Consider the following 22,448-nt stretch of genomic DNA (forward strand, 5'->3'; position numbering starts at 1 on the left):
TTTGCTAACTCTCAAATATTTCACGATTTAGTCCAGCATGTAAAACTCTCCGCGCGTCCATGTTGATCTTAATACCCTCATCAAATCGCTTTTGATTTTCCGGGTCATTTAGATAAGGTAGTACGGACTGTTCGATCATTTCTGAGTGTTCAATATCAAGCTCGATATGCCCTACAAACAATTCGAGATTGGCATCATTTATTCCAGGTATTTTTCTCAAGCCATTCAACAATAGTTGATAATACTTTGGAATAGGCCATTCACTGGCAACACCCACTGCTGCCACCGCAGACAACCAGTCCCCATTACGAGTAAGTTGCTCCATGGCGCTTATGTACATTTGTAACTCAGGAATAATCTTGTATTGTGAGTATGGTTTTATATCAAGTCCTATTGCTTGCATAAAGTTTCGATATAGTTGCATATGTGATTTCGTAGAATTTCCCAGACCATACTCATCATATAAAATACCTGATAATACAAACTGTATATTTTCATCAGGTGTTATTCCTAGCGTACTAGCCTGATACAGCCTTGTGCGAAGAATATGCGGGTAATACAAATTTGCAAATTTTTGTGCCTTATCGGTTTCAAACACCGAAACACTGGTTATATTTTCAATCAATGGATCATCAAAAAGAGGGTGTTCTAATAATTCATCTTTTAAGTTTTTTAAGTAGTTTCTTCCTTGCACTTCAATCTCCATGTCGTTGGCAACAAGTGCTGCCGGCTAATTTTTTATATTCATTGCTCTACTGGTAAACCTCGTAGTTTCCACTCAGGGAATCCGTCTTCTAATCGACGGGCATTAAACCCTTGAGAACGTAATAATTCGATTGCCTCAAATGCTAATAAACAGTACGGACCGCGGCAATATGCAACCACTTCTTTATCCTGTGGCAATTTATCTAGTTCACTTTCTATATTCACCATTGGGATATTGATCGCTCGTGGCAAGTGCCCTGACTCATACTCTACTTCGGGTCTCACATCTATCACTGTGACTTCTCCAGAATTTACTCGTTTCAGTAATTCGTCTCTTGAAATAGGTTCTAGCTGGTCTTTTGTTTTCAAATAACTCGATATAAGAATTTGTATTTCAGCTAAATTATTTTCGGCAATATTTCTCATTAATGCCAACAATGCGACAACTGAGTAGTCACTCAAACGATAATAGGACCTTTGACCTTCTGTTCTTTTTTTCACCAAGCCAGATCTTCTAAGGCCCTGTAGATGCTGAGATGTATTCGCCACAGTTAGCTTGGATGCTTTAGACAATTCATCTACTGAACGCTCACCTTGTGCTAAAAACTCTAATAGTTCCAATCGGTTACCATTACCTAGTGACTTCCCCACTTGAGCAAATTCTGCAAATAAGTCTTTTTTAAATGTCATACACACAGATCCAGTGAATATATTCAATTGATCAATTGAATATGGTAGAGTATTTTATCCTAACGCAACTCCAATCAATTATCACCATTTTATGAGGTGCATACTATGACCGAAAATGAATATAAAACTGCCATAAGAGATTTGATCAAGACTGTAATTGCAGGTGTAATTTTGATTTATGGATTTTTCATTTTAGCTTTCATATTTGATATTCATTAGCTGTAAATATGTGTTCTCTTTATCTATAAATTTTGTTATCCCAACTAAACACGGACACAGATTTCAACCCTACTTGATAATAAATATTCATCGTTCACAAGGTGATTGAATAGTGATAGTAATAATTATATAATGTTATGTTATAACACTGAATCACTTGAAAGATATTGAGAGAACAACACCGCCATAACACATGCATTAAGAACGCATTAGAACGAGCTGACCAAATTTGTATAAAGCAGTCGTTACGACTTACCCCGATTCGGAAGAAGGTACTCGAACTTATTTGGCAAAGCCATAAACCTATTAAAGCTTACGATCTTCTTGCTAAACTGAGCTCTGATAGTCACATAGAGAAACCCCCTACTGTATATAGAGCATTAGATTTCTTACTTGAGAATCATTTCATTCATAAAATTGAAAGCAGCAATGCTTATATCGGCTGTGAATTAGAACACCAAGCTCTTGATAGTAAATTTTTTGTTTGTGATAAATGTAAAGAAGTTAAAGAAATGCGTGAACCAAAACTAGATAAAACTTTGCTAGAGACAAGTCGTAAACAAGGCTTTACTCCTAATCAAACATCCATAGAAATTCATGGGATCTGTGCTAGGTGCGCAAAATAACATGCAAGAATATTTTGACCGATTTGCCATTTTACTATCTGGTTTATGTGCAATACATTGTATAGCATTACCTATAGCCGCAAGCATAATTCCGCTTTTAACTGCCACTGTTCATCATGGTAACGACATACATGAATTTTGGTTTCATGAATTCATATTAATGTTTATTTTACCGATTAGCCTAATTGCATTAGTAATTGGCTATCGTTCACATAAAAAAGTACTCCCGCTCCTTGTTGCTTCTCTAGGTCTAATAATTTTGATTTTTATTGCTTTATTTGCCGAACAACTTCTAATTAATAATGTCATACCTCACGAAGGCGAAACACTTTTAACGATTACTGGCGGAATAATTCATGCAGCTGGACACATACTTAATCTTCAATCGACCAGAAAAAAACACACTGCTTGCACAACTTAGGTTCCTGCAAAAATTTGTTGTGCTCGTGACACTGACATTTTCCTCTTTAGTGTCAATAGCTTCAGATCACCATGATCACCATGATCACCATGATCACCATGATCATGATATTGAGTTCACTGAGCACCAGGCACATGAACATGGCAAAGCAATAGCAACACTCTCTTACAGCAATAATCAAATCAACTTTCATATTACTTTACCAGCAATGAATACATTTGGATTTGAACATGCCCCTAAAGACAGTGATCAACAAGCAATAGTTGATGATGTAACTGAAAAATTATCGAAACCCAACAACATCATTCTATTTCAGCCTAAGTGCACTAGCACTTCATATGAGCTAAGTAATCACCATGACTATTTATCAGGATCAAACTCAGAAAAACATTACGATATTGAATTAGAATATATATTTCACTGCTCTTCCAGTGACACAATATCTATTAACTTTTCCTTATTTGAAACTCTCCCAAGCCTTGAACAAATCGAAGTTCAATATATATCAGATTATGATCAGCAACTTATCATTTTAAGCCCTCACCACCGTAATATGACAATCCATTAATGGATAAGACCAGCATTCAAGTTTCTAAACTATCATTTCGCTGGCCTAATTCAACGAATGATTTAATTAATATATCTGAATTATCCATACAGCAAGGTGAAAAAATATTTATCCATGGTGCGAGTGGCAGCGGCAAATCTACATTATTAAATTTACTCACTGGTGCGCTATCACCTAACAATGGAAAAATATCGATATTAAATCAACAAGTAGACCGCATAAAAAAATCACACTACGACGCGTTCCGCGCTGACCATTTTGGAATAATATTCCAACAATTCAATCTAATCCCCTATTTAACAGTGTTTGAAAATGTAATGCTTCCTTTATCATTTTCTAAATATCGTCTTTCTAAAATACGTGAAAGCAAGTTAAATATTAATGACCAAATATTCTCGTTATTAAATGCTTTAGGCTTAGAGCACCAATCTATAACTAATCGTAACGTTACAGAACTTAGCACCGGACAACAACAACGTGTCGCTGCAGCTCGCGCACTTATAGGCTCTCCTGAGATAATTATTGCTGATGAACCTACCTCAGCATTAGATGCAGACGCAAAACACAATTTTATTGAATTACTTTTTAATCAGACAAATAAAGCTAGTAGTACATTAATTTTTGTCAGCCACGACCATACGCTGGGTGACATGTTTGATAGAACATTATCCATGAAAAGTTTTATCTAACACACATTAATATGAATCGAGTAATTTTAAATCTAGCTGTAAAAAGTCTTCGTTTCAGAAAGTTTTCTGTAGGGCTAACTATTTTCTCACTTGCTATTAGTATTATGCTATTTCTTAGTGTAGATACAATACGAGTACAAACCAAAGATAATTTTGTAAACACAGTCTCTGATATAGATTTAATTGTTGGCTCCCGAAGTGGCTCGGTACAGCTGCTTCTATATTCGATATTTCACATAGGTAACGCCACCAATAACGTCTCCTGGGATAGCTATCAAAAGATAACTAAACATCCGCGTATAGAATGGAGCATTCCCATATCTCTGGGAGATTCACATAAAGGTTTTCGAGTTATAGGCAGTAATCAAAATTTTATTGAGCATTATCGCTATAAAAAGAATCAAAATTTGTCATTTTCTTCAGGTAAGGAATTTTCTGATTTATACGACGCTGTGATCGGATCAAATGTAGCTAATAAACTTAGCTATACATTAAATGACAGTATAATTCTTGCGCATGGTATGGGTAACGTAAGTCTTACAAAACATAGTGATTCGCCATTTAATATTTCTGGAATTTTAAACGCTACCGGTTCACCAATTGATGACAGCATCATCATTGATTTGAAAGCACTTGAAGCAATACATATTGGCTGGGAATCTGGTATTGCCCCCAAAACAAGTTCCTCCTCTATTGATTTAAAAGCTAATCATGATGAATTAGTTCCGCAATCCATAACCGCTTTCTTGCTCAAATTAAAAAGCAAACATGATGTATTTAAAATGCAACGAGCGATCAATGATTTTAATAAAGAACCCTTACTTGCCATACTGCCCGGCGTTGCATTACTAGAACTATGGAAAGTCATAGGAACTATTGAAAAAACATTATTGATTATATCGGGCGTAGTTATTTTTACATCCCTTTTTAGCATGCTGGCCATTATACTTACCAATCTAAATGCACGTCGACGCGAATTAGCAGTTCTACGCTCTGCTGGTGCATCACCGTTACAGATATTTTTATTGATGATAATAGAAACAGAATTACTCATCATCATTAGTGTCTTTATTGCGATGATAATGCTATATGTTGGTATTGGCTTGCTAGGACCCATATTACAAGGTTCTTTAGGTATTTCACTTGCTCTTACAGCACCATCATCATTTCAACTATTATTTCTTGCCTGTATATTGCTCGCAGGTTTCTTTATTGCATTAATACCTGCTATTAATGCTTATAGAAACACCTTACAAGATGGTCTTACTATTCGATCATGAAAAAAACAATTTATTTTTTATCGATAACTTTATTTACCACTTACTGCTCTTTTATACTAGCCAATGATGTACGCATCTTGGAATGGGATGAAATGATGCCTGATGGCTATGTGGAATCACTACTTAGCTATAATGAAAACAATTTTAGTGCTTCAGATAGCTTTAGCTTTGATGACAGTACTGAAGAAGCTCAAAATGCTTATGATAAGCTAAGAGAAACACTTGCATCAGCCCCCATAGTCCCAGAACTAAATAATCAATTAGTCAAGATTGCAGGATTTATTGTCCCGCTTGATTTCGACTTTGATACTGAGACTTTTAAAGAATTCTTATTGGTTCCATATTTTGGTGCATGCATTCATACACCGCCCCCACCGTCAAATCAAATTGTATACGTCTCTTCAAAAACAAGACTTGATCAAGAATGGTTAGATTATGCCGTCTGGGCTAGCGGGATCCTTAGCACTAAAAGTAAAGACAGCTTACAAGGCTACGCGGCCTATTCTATGGATGATGTTAATTTAGAAGAGTATAAAGACGAAGAATAAAAAAAGGCAATTTTAATTAAAGCCCATTTATCACTATTTTATATTAACCTCTCGCACAAAATTCAGCCTATCAAATATTGGTACGTTAAGACACTTTAATTCTTACTACATTCATGATTTCCATTTCTATTCCCGCAACTGATTCTTTAGTTGGATAATAAGTAAGATTAACTCTCTGTCCTTTTAAGTTTTTATATTTTACCTGCCGTTTATATCTAAACGGTACATCATAGCCTTCAACCATTATAGTATTGACAATCCATTTACCCGCTTCTCTCTGTACATGCGATGAAACTTTCAACATGTCTGAGTGTACGAGTTTTTCATGTTTTTTTATTAAATTTTCAGGCTCTGAATTTTTCATTAATTAAAATGTTAATTAGTTTTTAGAGGCTACCGTATAACGATGTTGCATACATACTGGCTTCTAATGCACCCTCAAGAAAACCATTATTGTTCTGTTTATAATCAGCTACTTCTGAACCAGACCATATCAATCTATCATCCCAAGACTTTTCACTTGCATCTCCAATATTATTAGCGGGATGAAATCTTTGAATCTCCTGATCTAGGTAAGTTGATGTATAGGTTTCCATTGCCCAATCTTGAAGATATACAAACTTTGGATTCATTGCTTGTTCGCCAAATATTCTAGCAATTTGTGCAATTGCCATTTTCCTAATCTCATCTTGCCTATTTCTTCTGTTAACTGCAGGTATCGAGACAAATCCAAATAAGGCATTCAAACTTCCATCATCCGATGATGCATCGTGAATTTCTTGCAAAGGACCACGATGACTAATAACGTCTCCAGAGAAACCTCTTTTACGCCAAAATCCCTCATCATATACACAAACTAATTTTGCATGTCCCGCCATCCATGTTGCAATTTGATTAAGCTGCTGTTTTCTATCCGCAGAAAACTCTGGCTTAAACTCAATATTTGATATTGCTACACGTGGAGGCAAAGCTATAACAACATAATTACTAGACACCTTCTTAGAATTATCATTATTTATATATGTTGAGATAATTTTATCAGAAGTATACTTAATAGTGTTTACTTTACTATTAAGTAAAATATTTTCATTTTTTAGTTGATTACTTAAAGCGTATGTTAATTGAGATAAACCTCCTTTTAATCGATAAGCCCCTGCCATAGACACACCAGTAACTCCACGCTGTATGTTGCCTTGATTGTCCTCATAAACAGCATCACCCTCACTTTGCTGAAAAAATATATTTTTTTCAAGGCCAAGCTCAGTTATCAATGATTTTATACGTGTTTGTCCTGGCCAAAACCAACTTGGCCCAAGATCTACTGCGGCTAGCCCTGGATCATACTCTGATTCTTGCGCACCCCAAGAAAGCACTCTGCCACCAAGGCGATCTCGTGCCTCTAATAATATGTACTCAACACCACGCTTTTGAAATTCATAAGCAGTATGAAGACCGCTTAATCCTGCCCCAATAATTAATACATCCGTGTGCATTAAAATTTTTCGTTTGTTGGCCTTAAATCTAATTCATGTGTCCATGCTGAAGGCTTTTGCTCAATTACTTGCAAGTAAGCTAGTGCGACTTCATCTGTTGACATCATATCCGAGGGATTCATTGAATGTAGTATGCGGCTGTTAGATGTATCAAGGATACCATCAAGTATCACATGTGCTACATGTATTCCTTTTTTCTGATATTCACGAGCAACAGATTGAGTCAAACCACGCAATGCAAATTTGGCGGATGCAAATGCAGAAAAATTTTCACCGGCACGCAAACTTGCAGTCGCACCCGATACTATAATTGTGCCTTCTCCGCGCTGCACCATTCCTGGCAATACCGCACGGAAAACATTAAATGCACTCATAACCATGTCTTGCCAGGCGAGTTTAAACTCATCATAAGACGTTTCTAAAAAGGGCTTTATTAATAACTGGGCAGGATTATGAATTAATACGTGTGGTACGCCATATTGATTAATTATTGATTCAATTGTATTTTTGCTTGATTTCACATCAGATGCATCAAGCTGGATGATTTTGATACGTTCATTATCATTATTAATTTTGGATCGGTTTAGTGCTACCACTTTATAATCAGACATAGCCAACTGTGTAGCAAGACTCACACCCAACCCAGGACCAGCGCCGACGATAATTGCTAGTTGTTTTTTACTTATTGAACTCATAGAGTCTTCACCTAATAATATTTATACTAATATTTTCCTCACTCAACACCTGCGTTTGATGTACTTATTTTTCTATAAACACCTTTTACTGTGTAGGATAGTTTTTATTTTTGCATTAGCAAATTTAAAATCGCTAGAAATTATACAGAGAAAATAAGATCGAAATACTTAACCGGCTTGTTAGAGGATGGATTTAGATAATTTATCAGTATTTATTATCTAAAATACCATGCAAATATATTTCAAGTAAGTCTTCATATAAACTGACCCCCATTATCTCTTTTTGATCCACAGACATTGTATTCAGGCCCTGTATTAAGTCTTCTGCAATTAAAGTATGCTTTTTCAATATACTCAGCGGCGATACATATATTTTTATACCAAATGCAATATTTTTTGTCTTGCTTAGCTTTCTAAAAGTCTGTCTTTCGCTTCTTAAAAACAATTTATCTTCAATATTGCTTATATTTAAATTGTTTATTTCTTTGTCAGGATTAGAATCATCTTTAAAAAGTGTTAAATCTGAATTAGACATTATGAACCAATTAGAACGTTGGTAGTAGACATCAGTATTTAAACCAGAAAAAAAGTGTCTAATCATATGACCTATTCTATCTTCTAAATTTGGAATTGGTGCATGTACATCCTTCATTGGTTTGCCTATTTTTTCAGATAGCTCCCAGTATGTAGGAGAACATACCGAGCCAGCTACAAGACGATAGTCATCATTGAATTTTTCTAGTAGACAAAAATCATCTGCTACAAGATAGCTTATAAGCTCTAATGGATTATTCTTATACTTTTCAAATTCATATGTTATACCTTCTGTATAACTAGTAATTGAACTGTCATTTAGTATAAATAAGTCACTTTTATATTTGGCAAGATATGAAATTATATTTTGCAAAAGTTCTCTTTGTGCAGACAAACTTTCATCAGAATATTGAATGACACGATTTGGTTGCTCATAGATGAGTTTTTTCTTTTGTGCAATTCTTTCTGGGAGATCTTTCTCATATTGAATCCATTCAGATTCTGGAATAGAAGTTAAACCGAGTCGTAAACGATTTTTTGAGCCATTAAATGGATAATATTTTGCAACCGACATTAATATTATATGTGAGAAATTTTTAAGAACTTTTAAAGCTAGTTATATTTCAGAAACCTAATCTTAGTATACTTGATGTCTGTTAGAGTTTGTAAAGTGATGTTAAGCACACAACATTTTTAATCTAAACACTAAGTATTTTAGTATTGTCTATGTTCATATATGCTGACTCTAATCCATAACAACATCAAACACACCATGACTGCGTATATAAATAATACAATCTATATCCGCATTAACTGAGAATTGATGTATCGCTTCTTGCTCAGAACTGAAATAACTACCTGCCACTAAAATATTTTTATCATCATTACCCTTAACTTGGTAATTTACTTGCCCTTGAATAATGACACCTCGTAGCATTGATTGATTAGAAAGTATTCTGCCAGAAAAGCCAGAAGGCAGCTTTACATATGTTCCATTGAGTTGATTGCTCAGAGGCTTTCCCCACAGGAACGCCACTTTAGGCGCGTCTTCTAATGAAGTGTTTCCTGATTGCTTGATCCAATGTGTATTAGATGCATCTAACCAAACGATATTTGATTCTTCTACATTGTTACTTCGTTAAATAAGTGGGTGGTAATTTGGTGGCCAGAGACGGAATCGAACCGCCGACACGAGGATTTTCAATCCTCTGCTCTACCAACTGAGCTATCTGGCCATAATCAAATTCAATAATATTGCATTATTGATCCAACGCATCTAGTTGAAATTTTCAATCCAGCCTACCCTGTTGCTATGCAACCCCGCTATGCTGGCCAGATGCTGATATAAATTAAGGTCCGTCCTTGGCGCGATAATTAAATCGCTGATCCTTAATTGCAAATTGAAACTTATATCCGTTTTAAATCAGGAATTTAGAGTTATTCGCTGATGGAAAGGGCGACATTAAACCGGGTCCAGGCTATTGAGTCAACCTTACTCTTCTGGAGCGACAAACTCTTTTGGAATTTCAGAACCTTCCCCAAACAAGAATTTTTCCATCTCTTCTTCTAGGAATTTACGGTTCTTGGGGTCTACTGGGGTTAACCGGTACTCATTAATAAGCATAGTTTGATGTCCTACCCAGGACTCCCATGCTTCTTTTGAAATAGTTTCGTAGATTCGTTTGCCTAAATCTCCAGGATAAGGAGCAAAATCTAAGCCTTCACCTTCTTTACCTATTTTTACGCATTGCACCATTCTAGACACGGTGTCTCCTTAAATTGCTAGTTGTTTAATCAGTTCATTCACAGGTGCTGCCAAACCCACTTGTGAAGAGCCGTGTTTATACCAGACCCAATCATCCGCTTCCATTACCCAGTGTATAGGGGTGTTGTACTCAACTGATACGGGTGAAATTTGCAAACGAAAATGACTGAATGTATGAGTGATTTTCGCCAATTTCTGATGTTTTTGTGGCTTCTTTTGGAAGTTACTTAAACACCACTCCATTGCACTCTGCTCACTATCGAATTCTGGAAAACTCCATAAACCACCCCATATTCCTTGATTAGGGCGTCGCTGCATTAACAAACCAGCATGTTTATTCGCAACCGCCAACATCACTGTATTGCGTAAAGGAATTTTCTTTTTAGGCCTGGAATGAGGCAATTCGTGTTGAAGATCTTTTTCAAACGCCAAACAATCATTTTTTACTGGGCAATTTCTACAGTCAGGTTTGGTCCTTGTACATAAGGTCGCCCCTAAGTCCATCATTGCCTGAGTGTATTCTGCACTTCCATTTTTAGGTGTTAATTGATCTGCAATAGCCCATAGCCTTTTTTCATTAGCTGAGCTTCCAGGCCAACCTTCCATAGCCTGATGACGTGCCAGAACTCTTTTTACATTTCCATCAAGAATAGTATGTTTTTGATTAAAACTAAGAGACAGAATGGCGCCAGCAGTGGAGCGACCAATACCTGGCAATGCAATCACTTCATTGATATCAGTGGGAAACTCACTCTGATAATTATCACGAATCAATTGTGCAGCTTTATGTAAATTACGCGCGCGCGCGTAATAACCCAAACCCGACCAGTAATGCAATACTTCATCTTGCTGCGCATCAGCAAGCTCCTTCACTGTTGCAAACCTTTGCATGAATTTTTCAAAATATGGAATGACTGTGTCTACTTGTGTTTGTTGCAACATGATTTCAGAAACCCACACGCGGTAAGCACTACGTTGCTGCTGCCAAGGTAATTGTTTACGCCCATGCTTCTGCGCCCAAACAAGTACTCGCTTAGAAAAAGAAGATTTACTTACCACTGGTAGAGAGTAAAGAATTTATCTTGTTTGCCGTATATCGTAATTGAGTGCGCAATTGTTGCTTCAACATATATGGGCCAACAAATGGCGGTAACCAGAAGTCAGGCACCATCGATGCCTGATAATTTACAAATGTACTTTGATCCTGCTCGGTAAAGGTCCAACGTGTATAGCCTGATTTAAAATTACTTAACTCAGGCACAAATGTTGTCTCTATGGTTAAATTATTTTTGACTTGAGCATCTTCAACGCGAATAATTTTTTTGCAGAAAAAAAGCATACAACCTTCCGTGACTAGCTCTACTCGCGTAATAGTTACAACATCATGTGGCAATATACGGCTTTTTTTAATTAAAGGATTAAGTTGAGTCAGATTATTATAGTCAGTAATGATAGCGTGAACTCGATGTGCTGGCGCATGTGCTAGAAACTGCATATTGAATATGTACCTGTTACCACCCTCACGGCTAACTTCAACCGCAATGTCGTTGGCATGGGCCACTGAAATGATAATCAGCAGCCCAACAAGCCATTTCTTCATTAGAACAACTTAAGTCCTTTTAACTTATCTTTAACTTTATCGTTAACTTTTTCTTTTATTTCTTCTTTCTTTTCTTCGACAACCTGTTTTTGCTTTTCACCCAAAGCAGCTTTTAAATCAATGCCATATTTAGGCTTTTCAAATGGACCTCTTATTGTAACAGGAATTGCTGCTTTACCTGGCTCGTCTGATAATCCAATAGCCATGACATAATCCAAATTAGATTCACCAATATTAATATCACCCTTTCCATTACCATAAATCAAAGGCGTAATTAGTTTCAGATCATTATTATTCGCCACACCATTTTGAATTATGAAAGTGCCTGACAAAGAATCAAAAACAAGTTCTTCTCCTGCAGGCTTAGGCTCCCTACCTTTCAAGAAGGCAATTGCTCTCTCAACATTTTTTGCCAACTTCTCACTTTGAAGTGCGCCTTCTGCAGCTTTAAAGCTAGCATTACCATTAAGACGTTTTGTTAGCGTTGATGGGCGATCCCCAGACGTAGTAACTTTAAAAGTCATTTCTGTTTTGCCGCGAATAATAGATTTACCGTCTTCAGATAAATCAGCCATAAGGCCTTCCACTGCTAGGTTTTTTAAATCGCTGCTTGCCGAATAACTCGGTGTATTACCACTGACATTTAATCCAGCACTTCCACTATAAGCACCTTGATATAAATTCATGGTTAATGGATCTAAATTAATCACACCCCCTTTACCATTAATTTTGGCCACGAGGTCTGTCATCGTTAGACCAGATGCTAGTAATTTTCCAACGTTCAGTGAACCATCTATATTTAAAGATCGCAGCATATCAACAGGCAGCTCGATTTTTGCATCCTCCTCTGTGCTAGCACTAGATGGCTGCGCTGAACTATCACTTGCAGGCACTATCTTAGCCAAATCAATCTCATCTGAGTGTAATGCAAATTTTATATTCGGCCTAGAAAAGGATTTAACACTTAAATTTCCATCTAGCGCGATATCTGCAAGACTAATATCGATAGGGTCTAACTTTAAAGACTCGCTTTTCAAGTTAGCCTCAACATTACTATTTACCTTTAAATTCAACTCGCCATTTGGCAGAGTGTCCCCTTGCGCGTCAACAGCTAAAACAAGGTCTGTTAATTGATAAACCGCAGTACTTACATTTAATCGTGCATTGGTATTCAAATCTATATCTGCAGTTAATGGTGGGTTAGTTTGATTTAACCCAAGCTGAACGCTTATTTTTGATGGCTTACCACTTCCGACAGAACCTGTTTTCAATTCTATTGGATTTAATGTTATTTTGTTGCCTGCTTGTTGGTCATCATAAACTACCTGCGAGTCAGTAATATGAATGCCTGCAACTTCTAATCCTATATCAGTGCTATCACTTGATGATGCCGATGCATCAGTGGCATTACTTGAATTAGAAGAAAGATCATCCCAGTTTGTTTTGCCATTCTTGTTTTTCTGCAAATTAACACGCAGACCTTTAAGCTCAATAGTGTCTGCTTGTACTTTCATCTTCAGAAGACTTAGGAGATCAACACTGACCCCAACTTTATCAACGCTAGCAAAGGGTTCATTACCAAAACCTTTAGCATTACTAAATTCAGCTTGACCTAGTTTCACACCTAACTTAGGAAAGAATGAAAATCCTATATCACCATCTAATTTTAGATCACGGCCGGTTGCATCTTTAACAGCAGAAATGATGCTGTCTTTATGGTCATTGGGATCCACCGTCGCAACTAAAATTGCCGCTCCGGCAACAAACACTACGATCAATATGACTAAGGCAATAATTAAGTACTTTATTATTTTCATTATGGTTACTCCTCAACCTAATATTTACATTGTTACAGTTATTAATCTCTCGTCCAGGCGCCTGACTTACCACCTTGTTTTTCTAATAATTGGATATCTGACATCGTCATGCCGCGATCAACAGCCTTGCACATATCATAAATAGTCAGCAGTGCAATTTGCACTGCTGTTAATGCTTCCATCTCTACACCGGTAGGACCGGTAGTTTTAACTGCAACTGTGCAATGCACATGGTTAGTTTCTGCTTCACAAGTGAAATTCACTTTCACAGAGGAAAGGGATAGAGGATGACAAAGTGGTACTAAATCAGAAGTTTTCTTGGCCGCCATAATACCTGCAATTCTAGCGATCCCTAGTACATCACCTTTTTTATGTCCCCCCTCTCGAATAAGGGCTAATGTATCAGCACGCATAGCAATACGCCCCTCTGCCACTGCGATTCGTTGAGTTAATGGTTTTTCGCCCACATCAACCATGTGAGCCTCACCGGCGTTATTAAAATGCGTTAACTGATTCATTATGGTGGTGTCTTATTGTATTTATTTTGCTGGCACTTATTATTGTCAGTGATACTGAATAATGGTAGATGATACACCAACTCACGAATCAGAATTATTTCGAATATGACAATTAATGTACTATTTTTTGCCAGCCTAAGAGAACAGTTAGGTAACGGAGAAGCACAACTCCCCTTCAAGCCCGATTTAACCGTTGAAGATGTGTGGAATCTGAGCACGAATCAACGTGTATTGCCAGCAAATCTCCTAGTCGCAGTGAACCAGGAATATGTCAGCTTCAATCAGCCTGTGGAAGATGGCGATGAAGTCGCATTTTTCCCTCCAGTAACGGGAGGTTAGGCGCTATCACCTAATTAAAATAAATAATCCACGATTCCCACGTTGGATATTCAGCAATAATCCACGTGATTCAATTTCAATCGCTTGCTCCAATTCTTGAAATGTACTCACCAGCCGTTTATTCACTGACAATATAATATCGCCTTTACGCAACCCTGAACTTCCTGCTGGGCTACCTGGCTCTAGTTTAGAAATTAATATCACCTGGGTCGCTTCACCATTGCGCTGCTGGACTGCAGTCATGGTTAATTCCGCGCCTGTTAACTTTTTGGATAATTTTTTACCCTTAATCGATTTTGATTGTTTTTCAGCAATCTTTGCTACTAGACGTTTTTGTTTGCCGCCACGAATAATATCAATTTCTATTTTTGTACCTACGCGAATTAATCCGATCACATTGCGAACGTCTGCTGAATCTTCAACCGGATCTCCATTCACCGCAACAATCACATCACCCGCACGCATGCCTGCTTTTTCAGCTGTGGAATCATCCTCTACTCTTGCGACGACCACACCTTTACGTTGATCAATATCGAATGCTTCTGCAAGTTCTGGTGTTAAGTCTTGGGCAGTAAATCCTAGCCGCCCTCGTTTTACTTCACCGTGTTCAATTAACTGCGCAATAATCTGTTGAGCCATATTTACAGGGATTGCAAAACCGATTCCAACACTTCCTCCATTTGGGCCAACGATTGCCGTGTTAATACCAATTAACTCGCCACGCAAATTAACTAGCGCACCACCAGAGTTTCCAGGATTAATAGATGCATCGGTTTGAATAAAGTCTTCGTATGATTCAATACCTAGACCACTGCGACCAAGTGCACTAACAATTCCCGACGTAACTGTTTGCCCTAGACCGAACGGATTCCCGATCGCCACCACAAAGTCACCTACACGCAACGCATTTGAGTCAGCGGTTTTAATTTCTGTGAGATTATTTGCGTCAACTTGAATAATGGCAACATCTGCTCCGGGATCTCTGCCGACAATAGTTGCCTCTAACTTTCTACCATCACTTAAGGTGACAACAATGTCATCAGCTTTTTCGATCACATGATTATTGGTAACGATATAGCCTTCTTTTGCATCAAGAATTACTCCAGAACCTAATCCTGTACGTTTACGTTCACGACGTTGTTGCGGCACATCAAAAAATCGGCGAAAGAATGGGTCATTAAATAATGGACTTTGTTGAACAACGGTTCCAGACGTCGCAATATTCACTACGCTAGGCGTAACCTTTTCCAACATCGGCGCCAGTGTTGGCAACGGCTCTCCACCTACACTCATAGGCAAACCCGCCGTTGCAATATTAGATATTATTGTTAGGCTAGCTATGACAGCCAAACAGGCAGCTAATATTTTTTTTATTTTATAGCTCATATTTTTCGCATAATTTTTGTTACTGCTAACATCTAAGAGTTAATAAATTTTATTCAGTTCCATTATTGGAATTTATGGCGTCCTCGGATTAAAGGAAAATTTATTTTTCATTTGCTTATAAAAATCTTTTTCTTCATCATTACTAGCCGGTGGCGTTACAATATTAAGGCGCACATAAAGATCACCCGCCGGGCGGCCAGGCATACCCTTTCCTGTTAAACGCATTTTACGTCCAGATTTTGAATTTGCAGGAATTTTTATTTCAACTTGTCCATCCAGGGTAGACACAGGTACTTTTTCTCCTAGCGCTGCTTCCCAGGGTGCAATATTAACATTGACGTAGACATCTTTACCTTCAACCTCGAACTCTGCATCATTTACAACTGATACTTCTAAATAAAGATCACCATTGGGGCCGCCATTGATTCCTGGTGAACCTTGTCCACTAAGACGAATTTTTTTGCCGCTAGAAATACCTTTAGGAATTTTTACTTGTAATGACTTACCGCCTGCTAAACGTATCGTTCTGTTCGCGCCATTAAACGCATCGCGAATTGATACATTAATGCTAGCAGTTTGATCATGTCCTGCTTGTTGAAATGAATGATGTCCCGCACCTGTTGATTGGCCAAACCCACCGCCAAACATACTTTCAAAAAAATCACTAAATCCGCTTGCGTTATCAAAGCTGCCACCATGATTTCCAAATCCACCAAATCCAGCCTGCTCCCAACCTGGTGGCGGATTAAAATCTTGTCCCGCCTTCCAGTTTGCACCTAATTGATCATACGACTGACGCTTTTGCGCATCTTTAAGCACTTCATATGCTTCGCCCAATTCTTTAAAACGCTTTTCCGCATCAGGCTCCTTACTCACATCTGGATGATACTTGCGCGCAAGACGTCGATAAGATTTCTTAATCTCATCTTCACTCGCGCCACGTTCTACACCGAGAATTTTGTAATAATCTTTATATTCCATGCTTTTAAATTTCTTAACTAAAGACGCCGCGGATTTACGCGGCGTCATTCATCCTTGCGTTATACTTAAAAAGTATCGCTTCCTATGCGACTACTGCACTTTGATTTTCTTTTGTGATTTTTCTTGCTTAGGTACGCGCACTTCTAGTACGCCATGTTCACTCTTAGCAGTGATATTATCCGCATCAATATTCTCAGGCATGCGAAAGCTTCTTAGGAAACCGCCGTAAGATCTCTCTAGACGCTTATAACCATCGTGATCACTTTCAGAATTGTCGCTGCGTTCACCTTTTAGCGTTAACGCACCATCTTCAAATACTATTTCTATATCCTTACGATCAACGCCAGGCAAATCCGCTTTTAAAATGTAGTGATCCTCACGCTCTATAACATCTACACTCGGCATCCAACGCGAAGCGTTTTCTAGTTGCCCATTAGCGGCTGATAGCCAGTTTTCTATGTTATTGAATTCACGCCATAGACTTGTTGGTTGCACATTCATTCTTGCTAACATAATCATCATCTCCAAATTTATTGCTTAATTACTACATTGGGCTAACTATTTGAAAATTCAAGCCCGCCTCATATGTTATAAATATGGTGGTGATTACATATATTTCAAGTCCTGTAGGACAAAATTTTTTGCTATTTAGTTACTCTCAAAGCGACCCGCATCACGATTTTTCCTCACTTCATCAGCGTCGAATAATTGCCCACTCATAGCTATGTAAATACCCTTAGGTAAAATGCTTACTGCTGACGTTGCAAAACCAACATTATATACCGCATCACTATCTTTAAACCTTGCTGGCTGCATTGCTCCAACTAGAACTATTGTTTTATCAGACACCCCTTTTAACGCTTGCGCCGTTTCAACCATCGTATCTGTACCATGCGTGATCACTATTTTATTACACACTTCCGCTTTAACTTTAGTGACAATATGCTCACGATCTTGATCAGTAATATCTAAACTGTCTTTCTTTAAAATGCTTTCAATATCATATGAAAAATTAACGCCCGCCTGTTTTAATATCCATTCAACCTGCGGTTCACCAATTTGGTAATCACTCAACGCATCGTAATAGACTTTATCAAACGTCCCGCCAGTACATAATATTTTTAAATCCATAGTAATTTTTCCTAAAGCAGTTTTAAATAATCACTCTATGTTTTGTACTTGTTCACGCATCTGCTCAATATTTACCTTCATATCGACCGCTGCTTGTGTTGTAACTATGTCAGCTGATTTAGAACTGAGTGTATTAGCCTCTCTATTTAACTCTTGCATAAGAAAATCTAATCGGCGGCCAACAGGTTTATCACTAACTAGTACATCATCCAATTCGGTTAAGTGGCTATCTAAACGATCTAACTCTTCATCAACATCCAACTTCTGAGCAATCATGACGAGCTCTTGCTCAAATCGATTGGACTCCATATCTACTTTCATTTCTTCAATGCGGGCTATTAACTTTGTTCTAATAGCGGTTAGTACTTCAGGGCGACGCTCACGCACAGTGCTGACTAATTGTTTTAATTGATTGCTGCGCTGTGAGATTAATTCACGCATACGATCGCCTTCTACTTTACGATTTTCAATTAATGCTTTAATAGCTTGATCAAATAATTGCTTAGCTGTTTTAGTTAGTTCTACTTGATCAATTTGCGCTTGCTCAGTCACTCCTGGCCAGCTTAGTAACTCTATAGGATTAGGAGCGCCAATATTAGGGGCTTTATTACGCAATATTTGTGTTTGCTCTAACAATCGATCTAGGAGTGTCTCATTAATACTTAAGTTGACATCCGTTTCCGCTGTCATTTTTAAGCGGAATGTACAATCAACTTTTCCACGACTCAGTAAATTCTGTACCTGCTTACGTAAATCGAACTCTGATGACCTGAGTTCTTCCGGCAAACGAAAGCCAACCTCTAAATAACGGTGATTAATTGAACGCACCTCCCATACGAAATTTCCTATGGGATAATTTTCATCGACACGCGAAAACGCGGTCATACTCTTAAGCATGTTATCTCCTTAATCGCTATTCTTTATAATATTAGTTATTAATAATTCTTCAGGGCTCAGCTAAATCTCGTATAATGCGCGCCTTCGACAATTTGGAGAAATCTATGCGACCCAGTGGCCGTTCCCCACAACAACTGCGTGACATTCAATTTACACGCAACTATACCAAGCATGCAGAAGGATCAGTACTAGTTGAGTTCAGTGACACCAAAGTCTTATGTACCGCTTCCATTGAACCCAGAGTCCCTCCCTGGATGCGTGACCAAGGCAAAGGCTGGATTACGGCTGAATATGGCATGTTGCCACGTTCGACAGGCTCACGCATGCGGCGAGAAGCCAGCCAAGGCAAGCAAGGTGGGCGCACCCAAGAGATTCAACGTCTTATAGGTCGCGCTTTACGTGCTGCTGTGGATTTAAGACTATTAGGCGAAAATACAATCACTGTCGATTGCGACGTCATTCAAGCCGATGGTGGCACACGAACCGCTTCAATTAGTGGAGGATTTGTTGCCTTGTATGATGCCATTCAATCACTGGTCAATGCTGGCGCGATTAAACAAAATCCTGTGCAATGGTTTGTGGCTTCAGTCTCAGTAGGTATTTTTGAACAAGTCCCAGTATTGGATTTAGACTATGCAGAAGATTCTAATGCAGACACTGATATGAACATTGTTATGAATGAACAACAAAAATTTATTGAAGTACAAGGAACAGCTGAAGGCCACTGTTTTGATAATGACGAATTACAACAAATGCTGACACTAGCGAAATCTGGCATCAACAGCATTATTGAGAAACAAAAACAGTGTCTTGCCTAAGCAATACATAGCTTACGATGAACAAGGAACAGCAGAAAATTGTTTTAGCCAGCGGCAATCAAGGCAAACTTCGTGAAATCAAAGCTATATTTGAGAATCAACCCTATCAACTTATCCCACAAGCAGAATGGAATGTTAGTGATGCGGATGAAACTGGCTTAACTTTTGTTGAAAATGCGTTAATAAAAGCACGTCATGCGGCCCAACATACAGGACTCATGGCAATGGCAGATGACTCTGGCATAGAAGTCGATTACCTTAAGGGTGCTCCTGGCATTTATTCTGCGCGTTATGCTGGACAGCCCTGCGACAGTCAGGCCAACAATATTAAATTGTTAGCTTCTTTAAAAGATGTTCCCATCGAATTAAGAACAGCTCGCTTCCAATGCGTCATTGTATTGATGCGCCATGCAAAAGACCCTACTCCACTAATATGTAGCGGCTCTTGGGAGGGCACAATTATTGAAAAGCAATCAGGAGTTAATGGTTTTGGTTACGATCCTCTTTTTTTTGTACCAACTCATGGCTGCACTTCAGCTGAATTATCACCTGAGATTAAAAACAGTTTGAGTCATCGTGGCCAAGCACTACGCCACCTTGCTAAAAAATTCCCTGCTTTCCTAAACCATATGTAAATATATGGAGACTGCTGACCTTACCCAGCAACAACCACTAAGCATATACATTCATTTACCTTGGTGTTTACACAAATGCGCGTACTGTGATTTTAATTCGCATGCCACGGAGCCTGATCAATTCCCAGAAACGCTATATACAAAGCAATTAATAGCTGATTTAACACAGTCCGCTAAATTAATTGACTGCCGTAAAGTTAAATCAATATTTATTGGCGGAGGAACCCCTAGCCTATTCTCTCCTGAATCGATAGCCAAAATTTTAACCGCATGTGCAGATGAAACTGAGTTATTGCCTGATTGTGAAATAACACTAGAAACCAACCCTAGTACTTTTGAATATCACAAGTTCGCAGAATTTTTATCTGCTGGTGTTAATCGTCTTTCTGTTGGTGCTCAAAGTTTTAACAATGATCAGCTATCTGCTCTTGGTCGTATTCATAATGCAACTGAAGCTATTAATGCACTGGAAACAGCGCATAAAATTGGATTTAGAAATATTAATGTAGATTTAATGTTTGGTTTGCCAAATCAGACTGTTGAAAATGCCCTAGCCGATATTAAAACCGCATGTCGTAATGGTGTAAATCACATTTCTTACTATCAACTCACGCTTGAGCCAAATACAGTATTTCATCGTTTCCCACCCAAACTTCCTAGTGACGAAATTAGTTGGGAGATACAAACCAATGCTATTCAAATATTGCTTGATTCAGGTTATCACCGTTACGAAGTATCTGCATATGCGCGAGCAAATGCTCAGTGTATCCATAATAGCAATTACTGGCAGTATGGAGATTATCTTGGCATTGGTGCCGGTGCTCACAGTAAAATTACTACCAATGAAGGTGTACTGCGAAACCAACGCACACGACAGCCAGAGAGCTATATCCAAGCTGTCGATAATCAATCACATATATTGCAACAGCATCAGGTTACAAAAGATCAGTTAGTCTTTGAATTTATGCTCAATAATCTACGCCTTGTGAATGGATTCAACATCACCACTTTCACCAGCACGACTGGCTTGCGCTGGTCTCACATAAAAGGACAAATACAAAGCTATATAGAAGAAGGGCTAATGGAAAAAACCCATGGAAATTACCGAGCAAGCCACTTTGGTTATCAATTTTTAGACGAACTCACACAGCGATTTTTACCTGCATAGTCATGTTTTTAGAAAGCACAACTACATCATGCCCTTACTGTGGAGAACTCATTGAATTCCTATTAGAGCCATTGGACTCAGATCAGCAGTACTATGAAGACTGTACAGTTTGCTGTCAGCCAATATTAATAAAATTAACCATGGACCCAGAAGGGGGAAACCCCCTATTTCAGTGCTTTCGGGCCGATGAATCATGCTAATTTTTAGCAAATTATTGGAAAAAATATGCGTGTTATGCACAGCAGCAAAATTTTCAAGTTGTATGTATATACAAAGTAACACAATAACCGTCACTTAATTAATAAACTGCAAATAATGATATATATATCAATAGCTTATGATTATGAACAAAATATAGACGATCTAACAAATTATTATTGAAACTCGAGAAATAGACTGATTTTGAAACTTTATTAACAATTTTATCCACAGATTTTGTGGATAAGTCACGAACCTTAAACTGTACAACTACTTAGCGCAAATACTCAATGATTACATTAACATTAGTGTCTATATTTATTGGATCCAGCTCTTGCCAGAAATACTAAAAATAGATTATAGTTCGCCCTCAATTTTCCAGGCCAGTACAGATGAAACCCGAGATCCACCCAGAATATAAAACTGTTGCAGTTAACTGCAGTTGCGGAAACTCATTCGAAACTCAGTCTACTTATAGCAACGACACAATGAGCATTGACGTATGTGCAAAATGCCATCCTTTCTATACTGGTAAGCAGAAAATCCTGGATACCGCAGGCCAAGTTGATAAATTCCGCCGTCGTTACGGTAAAAAATAGGCAACAACCGCACTTATTCTATATTCTTTAATGCATCAGTAGCTCTGTTCGGAACTGCTAGCTGTATATATCGTCCAATAGCTAATTATCAAGCCGTTCTTAATGGCTTGCTGGTACACTATTAATTA

Annotated in this window: 28 protein-coding genes, 1 tRNA gene and 1 pseudogene; 12 read left to right on the top strand and 18 right to left on the bottom strand. The window is 38.0% G+C overall.

The window, feature by feature from the left end:
- Positions 1–4: 4 nt before the first annotated feature.
- Positions 5–694, bottom strand: coding sequence for an iron-containing redox enzyme family protein (locus R8G33_08805; protein MDW3095757.1), 690 nt, complete (start codon positions 692–694; stop codon positions 5–7).
- A gap of 50 nt (positions 695–744) precedes the next feature.
- Positions 745–1,395: a metalloregulator ArsR/SmtB family transcription factor gene (locus tag R8G33_08810; protein ID MDW3095758.1), complete on the bottom strand. Its 651-nt coding sequence runs from the start codon at positions 1,393–1,395 to the stop codon at positions 745–747.
- A gap of 386 nt (positions 1,396–1,781) precedes the next feature.
- On the opposite strand from R8G33_08810, the gene R8G33_08815 reads away from it, so the two are divergent.
- Genes R8G33_08815 through R8G33_08840 form a run of 6 tightly spaced genes read left to right on the top strand, consistent with a single transcriptional unit; the run spans position 1,782 to position 5,746 of the window.
- Positions 1,782–2,240, top strand: coding sequence for a transcriptional repressor (locus tag R8G33_08815; GenBank protein MDW3095759.1), 459 nt, complete (start codon positions 1,782–1,784; stop codon positions 2,238–2,240).
- Positions 2,212–2,661: a MerC domain-containing protein gene (locus tag R8G33_08820; protein MDW3095760.1), complete on the top strand. Its 450-nt coding sequence runs from the start codon at positions 2,212–2,214 to the stop codon at positions 2,659–2,661. Before R8G33_08815 ends, R8G33_08820 begins: the two co-directional genes overlap by 29 nt.
- Positions 2,597–3,229 carry a DUF2796 domain-containing protein gene (locus R8G33_08825; protein ID MDW3095761.1) on the top strand — a complete coding sequence of 211 codons (633 nt, stop codon included), beginning with the start codon at positions 2,597–2,599 and terminating at the stop codon, positions 3,227–3,229. The genes R8G33_08820 and R8G33_08825 overlap by 65 nt, the downstream gene beginning before the upstream one ends.
- Positions 3,229–3,918 (top strand): ABC transporter ATP-binding protein, encoded by a 690-nt coding sequence (locus R8G33_08830; protein MDW3095762.1) that lies wholly within the window; start codon positions 3,229–3,231, stop codon positions 3,916–3,918. The genes R8G33_08825 and R8G33_08830 overlap by 1 nt, the downstream gene beginning before the upstream one ends.
- An 11-nt stretch (positions 3,919–3,929) precedes the next feature.
- Positions 3,930–5,198: an FtsX-like permease family protein gene (locus R8G33_08835; protein ID MDW3095763.1), complete on the top strand. Its 1,269-nt coding sequence runs from the start codon at positions 3,930–3,932 to the stop codon at positions 5,196–5,198.
- The gene (locus tag R8G33_08840) at positions 5,195–5,746 is read left to right on the top strand and encodes a DUF3299 domain-containing protein (protein ID MDW3095764.1); all 552 of its coding nucleotides are present in this window, start codon (positions 5,195–5,197) and stop codon (positions 5,744–5,746) included. The genes R8G33_08835 and R8G33_08840 overlap by 4 nt, the downstream gene beginning before the upstream one ends.
- Before the next feature lie 85 nt (positions 5,747–5,831).
- On the opposite strand, the gene R8G33_08845 is transcribed toward R8G33_08840, so the two are convergent.
- The 11 genes and pseudogenes from R8G33_08845 to moaC all read right to left on the bottom strand — a co-directional run bounded on the left by R8G33_08845 (position 5,832) and on the right by moaC (position 14,168).
- Complete coding sequence (locus R8G33_08845) at positions 5,832–6,110, bottom strand: hypothetical protein (protein ID MDW3095765.1); 279 nt, start codon at positions 6,108–6,110, stop codon at positions 5,832–5,834.
- Positions 6,111–6,132: 22 nt separating this feature from the next.
- A complete protein-coding gene (locus tag R8G33_08850) occupies positions 6,133–7,239 on the bottom strand; it encodes an FAD-dependent oxidoreductase (GenBank protein ID MDW3095766.1) in 1,107 nt (368 codons plus the stop codon).
- Positions 7,239–7,934, bottom strand: coding sequence for an SDR family NAD(P)-dependent oxidoreductase (locus tag R8G33_08855; GenBank protein MDW3095767.1), 696 nt, complete (start codon positions 7,932–7,934; stop codon positions 7,239–7,241). The genes R8G33_08850 and R8G33_08855 overlap by 1 nt, the downstream gene beginning before the upstream one ends.
- A 205-nt stretch (positions 7,935–8,139) precedes the next feature.
- A complete protein-coding gene (locus tag R8G33_08860) occupies positions 8,140–9,042 on the bottom strand; it encodes a DUF3445 domain-containing protein (GenBank protein MDW3095768.1) in 903 nt (300 codons plus the stop codon).
- A 171-nt stretch (positions 9,043–9,213) separates the two neighbouring features.
- Positions 9,214–9,591, bottom strand: a pseudogene (locus R8G33_08865) (DUF4437 domain-containing protein).
- 36 nt (positions 9,592–9,627) lie between these two features.
- Positions 9,628–9,703, bottom strand: a tRNA-Phe gene (locus R8G33_08870).
- A 257-nt stretch (positions 9,704–9,960) separates the two neighbouring features.
- The gene (locus R8G33_08875; protein ID MDW3095769.1) at positions 9,961–10,233 is read right to left on the bottom strand and encodes an oxidative damage protection protein; all 273 of its coding nucleotides are present in this window, start codon (positions 10,231–10,233) and stop codon (positions 9,961–9,963) included.
- Between the two features lie 9 nt (positions 10,234–10,242).
- Positions 10,243–11,292 (bottom strand): A/G-specific adenine glycosylase, encoded by a 1,050-nt coding sequence (gene mutY, locus R8G33_08880; protein ID MDW3095770.1) that lies wholly within the window; start codon positions 11,290–11,292, stop codon positions 10,243–10,245.
- Entirely contained in the window at positions 11,282–11,833 is a 552-nt protein-coding gene (locus R8G33_08885; GenBank protein ID MDW3095771.1) for an SRPBCC family protein, read from the bottom strand. The genes mutY and R8G33_08885 overlap by 11 nt, the downstream gene beginning before the upstream one ends.
- Entirely contained in the window at positions 11,833–13,650 is a 1,818-nt protein-coding gene (locus R8G33_08890) for an AsmA family protein (GenBank protein MDW3095772.1), read from the bottom strand. The genes R8G33_08885 and R8G33_08890 overlap by 1 nt, the downstream gene beginning before the upstream one ends.
- Positions 13,651–13,691: 41 nt before the next feature.
- Positions 13,692–14,168, bottom strand: a complete 477-nt coding sequence (gene moaC, locus R8G33_08895) for a cyclic pyranopterin monophosphate synthase MoaC (GenBank protein ID MDW3095773.1) — start codon at positions 14,166–14,168, stop codon at positions 13,692–13,694.
- 105 nt (positions 14,169–14,273) lie between these two features.
- Between moaC and moaD the strand changes: the two genes are divergently transcribed.
- Complete coding sequence (gene moaD, locus R8G33_08900) at positions 14,274–14,507, top strand: molybdopterin converting factor subunit 1 (protein MDW3095774.1); 234 nt, start codon at positions 14,274–14,276, stop codon at positions 14,505–14,507.
- 6 nt (positions 14,508–14,513) lie between these two features.
- Here the strand turns inward: moaD and R8G33_08905 are convergent, their stop codons facing one another.
- The 5 genes from R8G33_08905 to R8G33_08925 form a co-directional block, all read right to left on the bottom strand.
- Positions 14,514–15,893: a DegQ family serine endoprotease gene (locus R8G33_08905; protein ID MDW3095775.1), complete on the bottom strand. Its 1,380-nt coding sequence runs from the start codon at positions 15,891–15,893 to the stop codon at positions 14,514–14,516.
- Positions 15,894–15,965: 72 nt separating this feature from the next.
- Positions 15,966–16,874: a DnaJ C-terminal domain-containing protein gene (locus R8G33_08910; GenBank protein ID MDW3095776.1), complete on the bottom strand. Its 909-nt coding sequence runs from the start codon at positions 16,872–16,874 to the stop codon at positions 15,966–15,968.
- Between the two features lie 90 nt (positions 16,875–16,964).
- Positions 16,965–17,387, bottom strand: coding sequence for an Hsp20/alpha crystallin family protein (locus R8G33_08915; GenBank protein MDW3095777.1), 423 nt, complete (start codon positions 17,385–17,387; stop codon positions 16,965–16,967).
- Positions 17,388–17,522: 135 nt separating this feature from the next.
- The gene (locus tag R8G33_08920; GenBank protein MDW3095778.1) at positions 17,523–18,005 is read right to left on the bottom strand and encodes an asparaginase domain-containing protein; all 483 of its coding nucleotides are present in this window, start codon (positions 18,003–18,005) and stop codon (positions 17,523–17,525) included.
- A 30-nt stretch (positions 18,006–18,035) separates the two neighbouring features.
- On the bottom strand, positions 18,036–18,902 hold the full coding sequence (locus tag R8G33_08925) for a YicC/YloC family endoribonuclease (protein MDW3095779.1): 867 nt from the start codon (positions 18,900–18,902) through the stop codon (positions 18,036–18,038).
- A 104-nt stretch (positions 18,903–19,006) separates the two neighbouring features.
- Between R8G33_08925 and rph the strand changes: the two genes are divergently transcribed.
- The 5 genes from rph to rpmE all read left to right on the top strand — a co-directional run bounded on the left by rph (position 19,007) and on the right by rpmE (position 22,320).
- Complete coding sequence (rph, locus tag R8G33_08930) at positions 19,007–19,720, top strand: ribonuclease PH (protein ID MDW3095780.1); 714 nt, start codon at positions 19,007–19,009, stop codon at positions 19,718–19,720.
- Positions 19,721–19,737: 17 nt separating this feature from the next.
- Positions 19,738–20,355, top strand: a complete 618-nt coding sequence (gene rdgB, locus R8G33_08935) for an RdgB/HAM1 family non-canonical purine NTP pyrophosphatase (GenBank protein MDW3095781.1) — start codon at positions 19,738–19,740, stop codon at positions 20,353–20,355.
- A gap of 4 nt (positions 20,356–20,359) precedes the next feature.
- Complete coding sequence (gene hemW, locus R8G33_08940) at positions 20,360–21,523, top strand: radical SAM family heme chaperone HemW (protein MDW3095782.1); 1,164 nt, start codon at positions 20,360–20,362, stop codon at positions 21,521–21,523.
- A gap of 2 nt (positions 21,524–21,525) precedes the next feature.
- On the top strand, positions 21,526–21,723 hold the full coding sequence (locus tag R8G33_08945; protein MDW3095783.1) for a CPXCG motif-containing cysteine-rich protein: 198 nt from the start codon (positions 21,526–21,528) through the stop codon (positions 21,721–21,723).
- Positions 21,724–22,113: 390 nt separating this feature from the next.
- A complete protein-coding gene (rpmE, locus tag R8G33_08950) occupies positions 22,114–22,320 on the top strand; it encodes a 50S ribosomal protein L31 (GenBank protein MDW3095784.1) in 207 nt (68 codons plus the stop codon).
- Positions 22,321–22,448 lie beyond the last annotated feature (128 nt).

The organism is Gammaproteobacteria bacterium (genome assembly GCA_033344735.1).
GTDB lineage: Bacteria > Pseudomonadota > Gammaproteobacteria > UBA4575 > UBA4575 > UBA1858.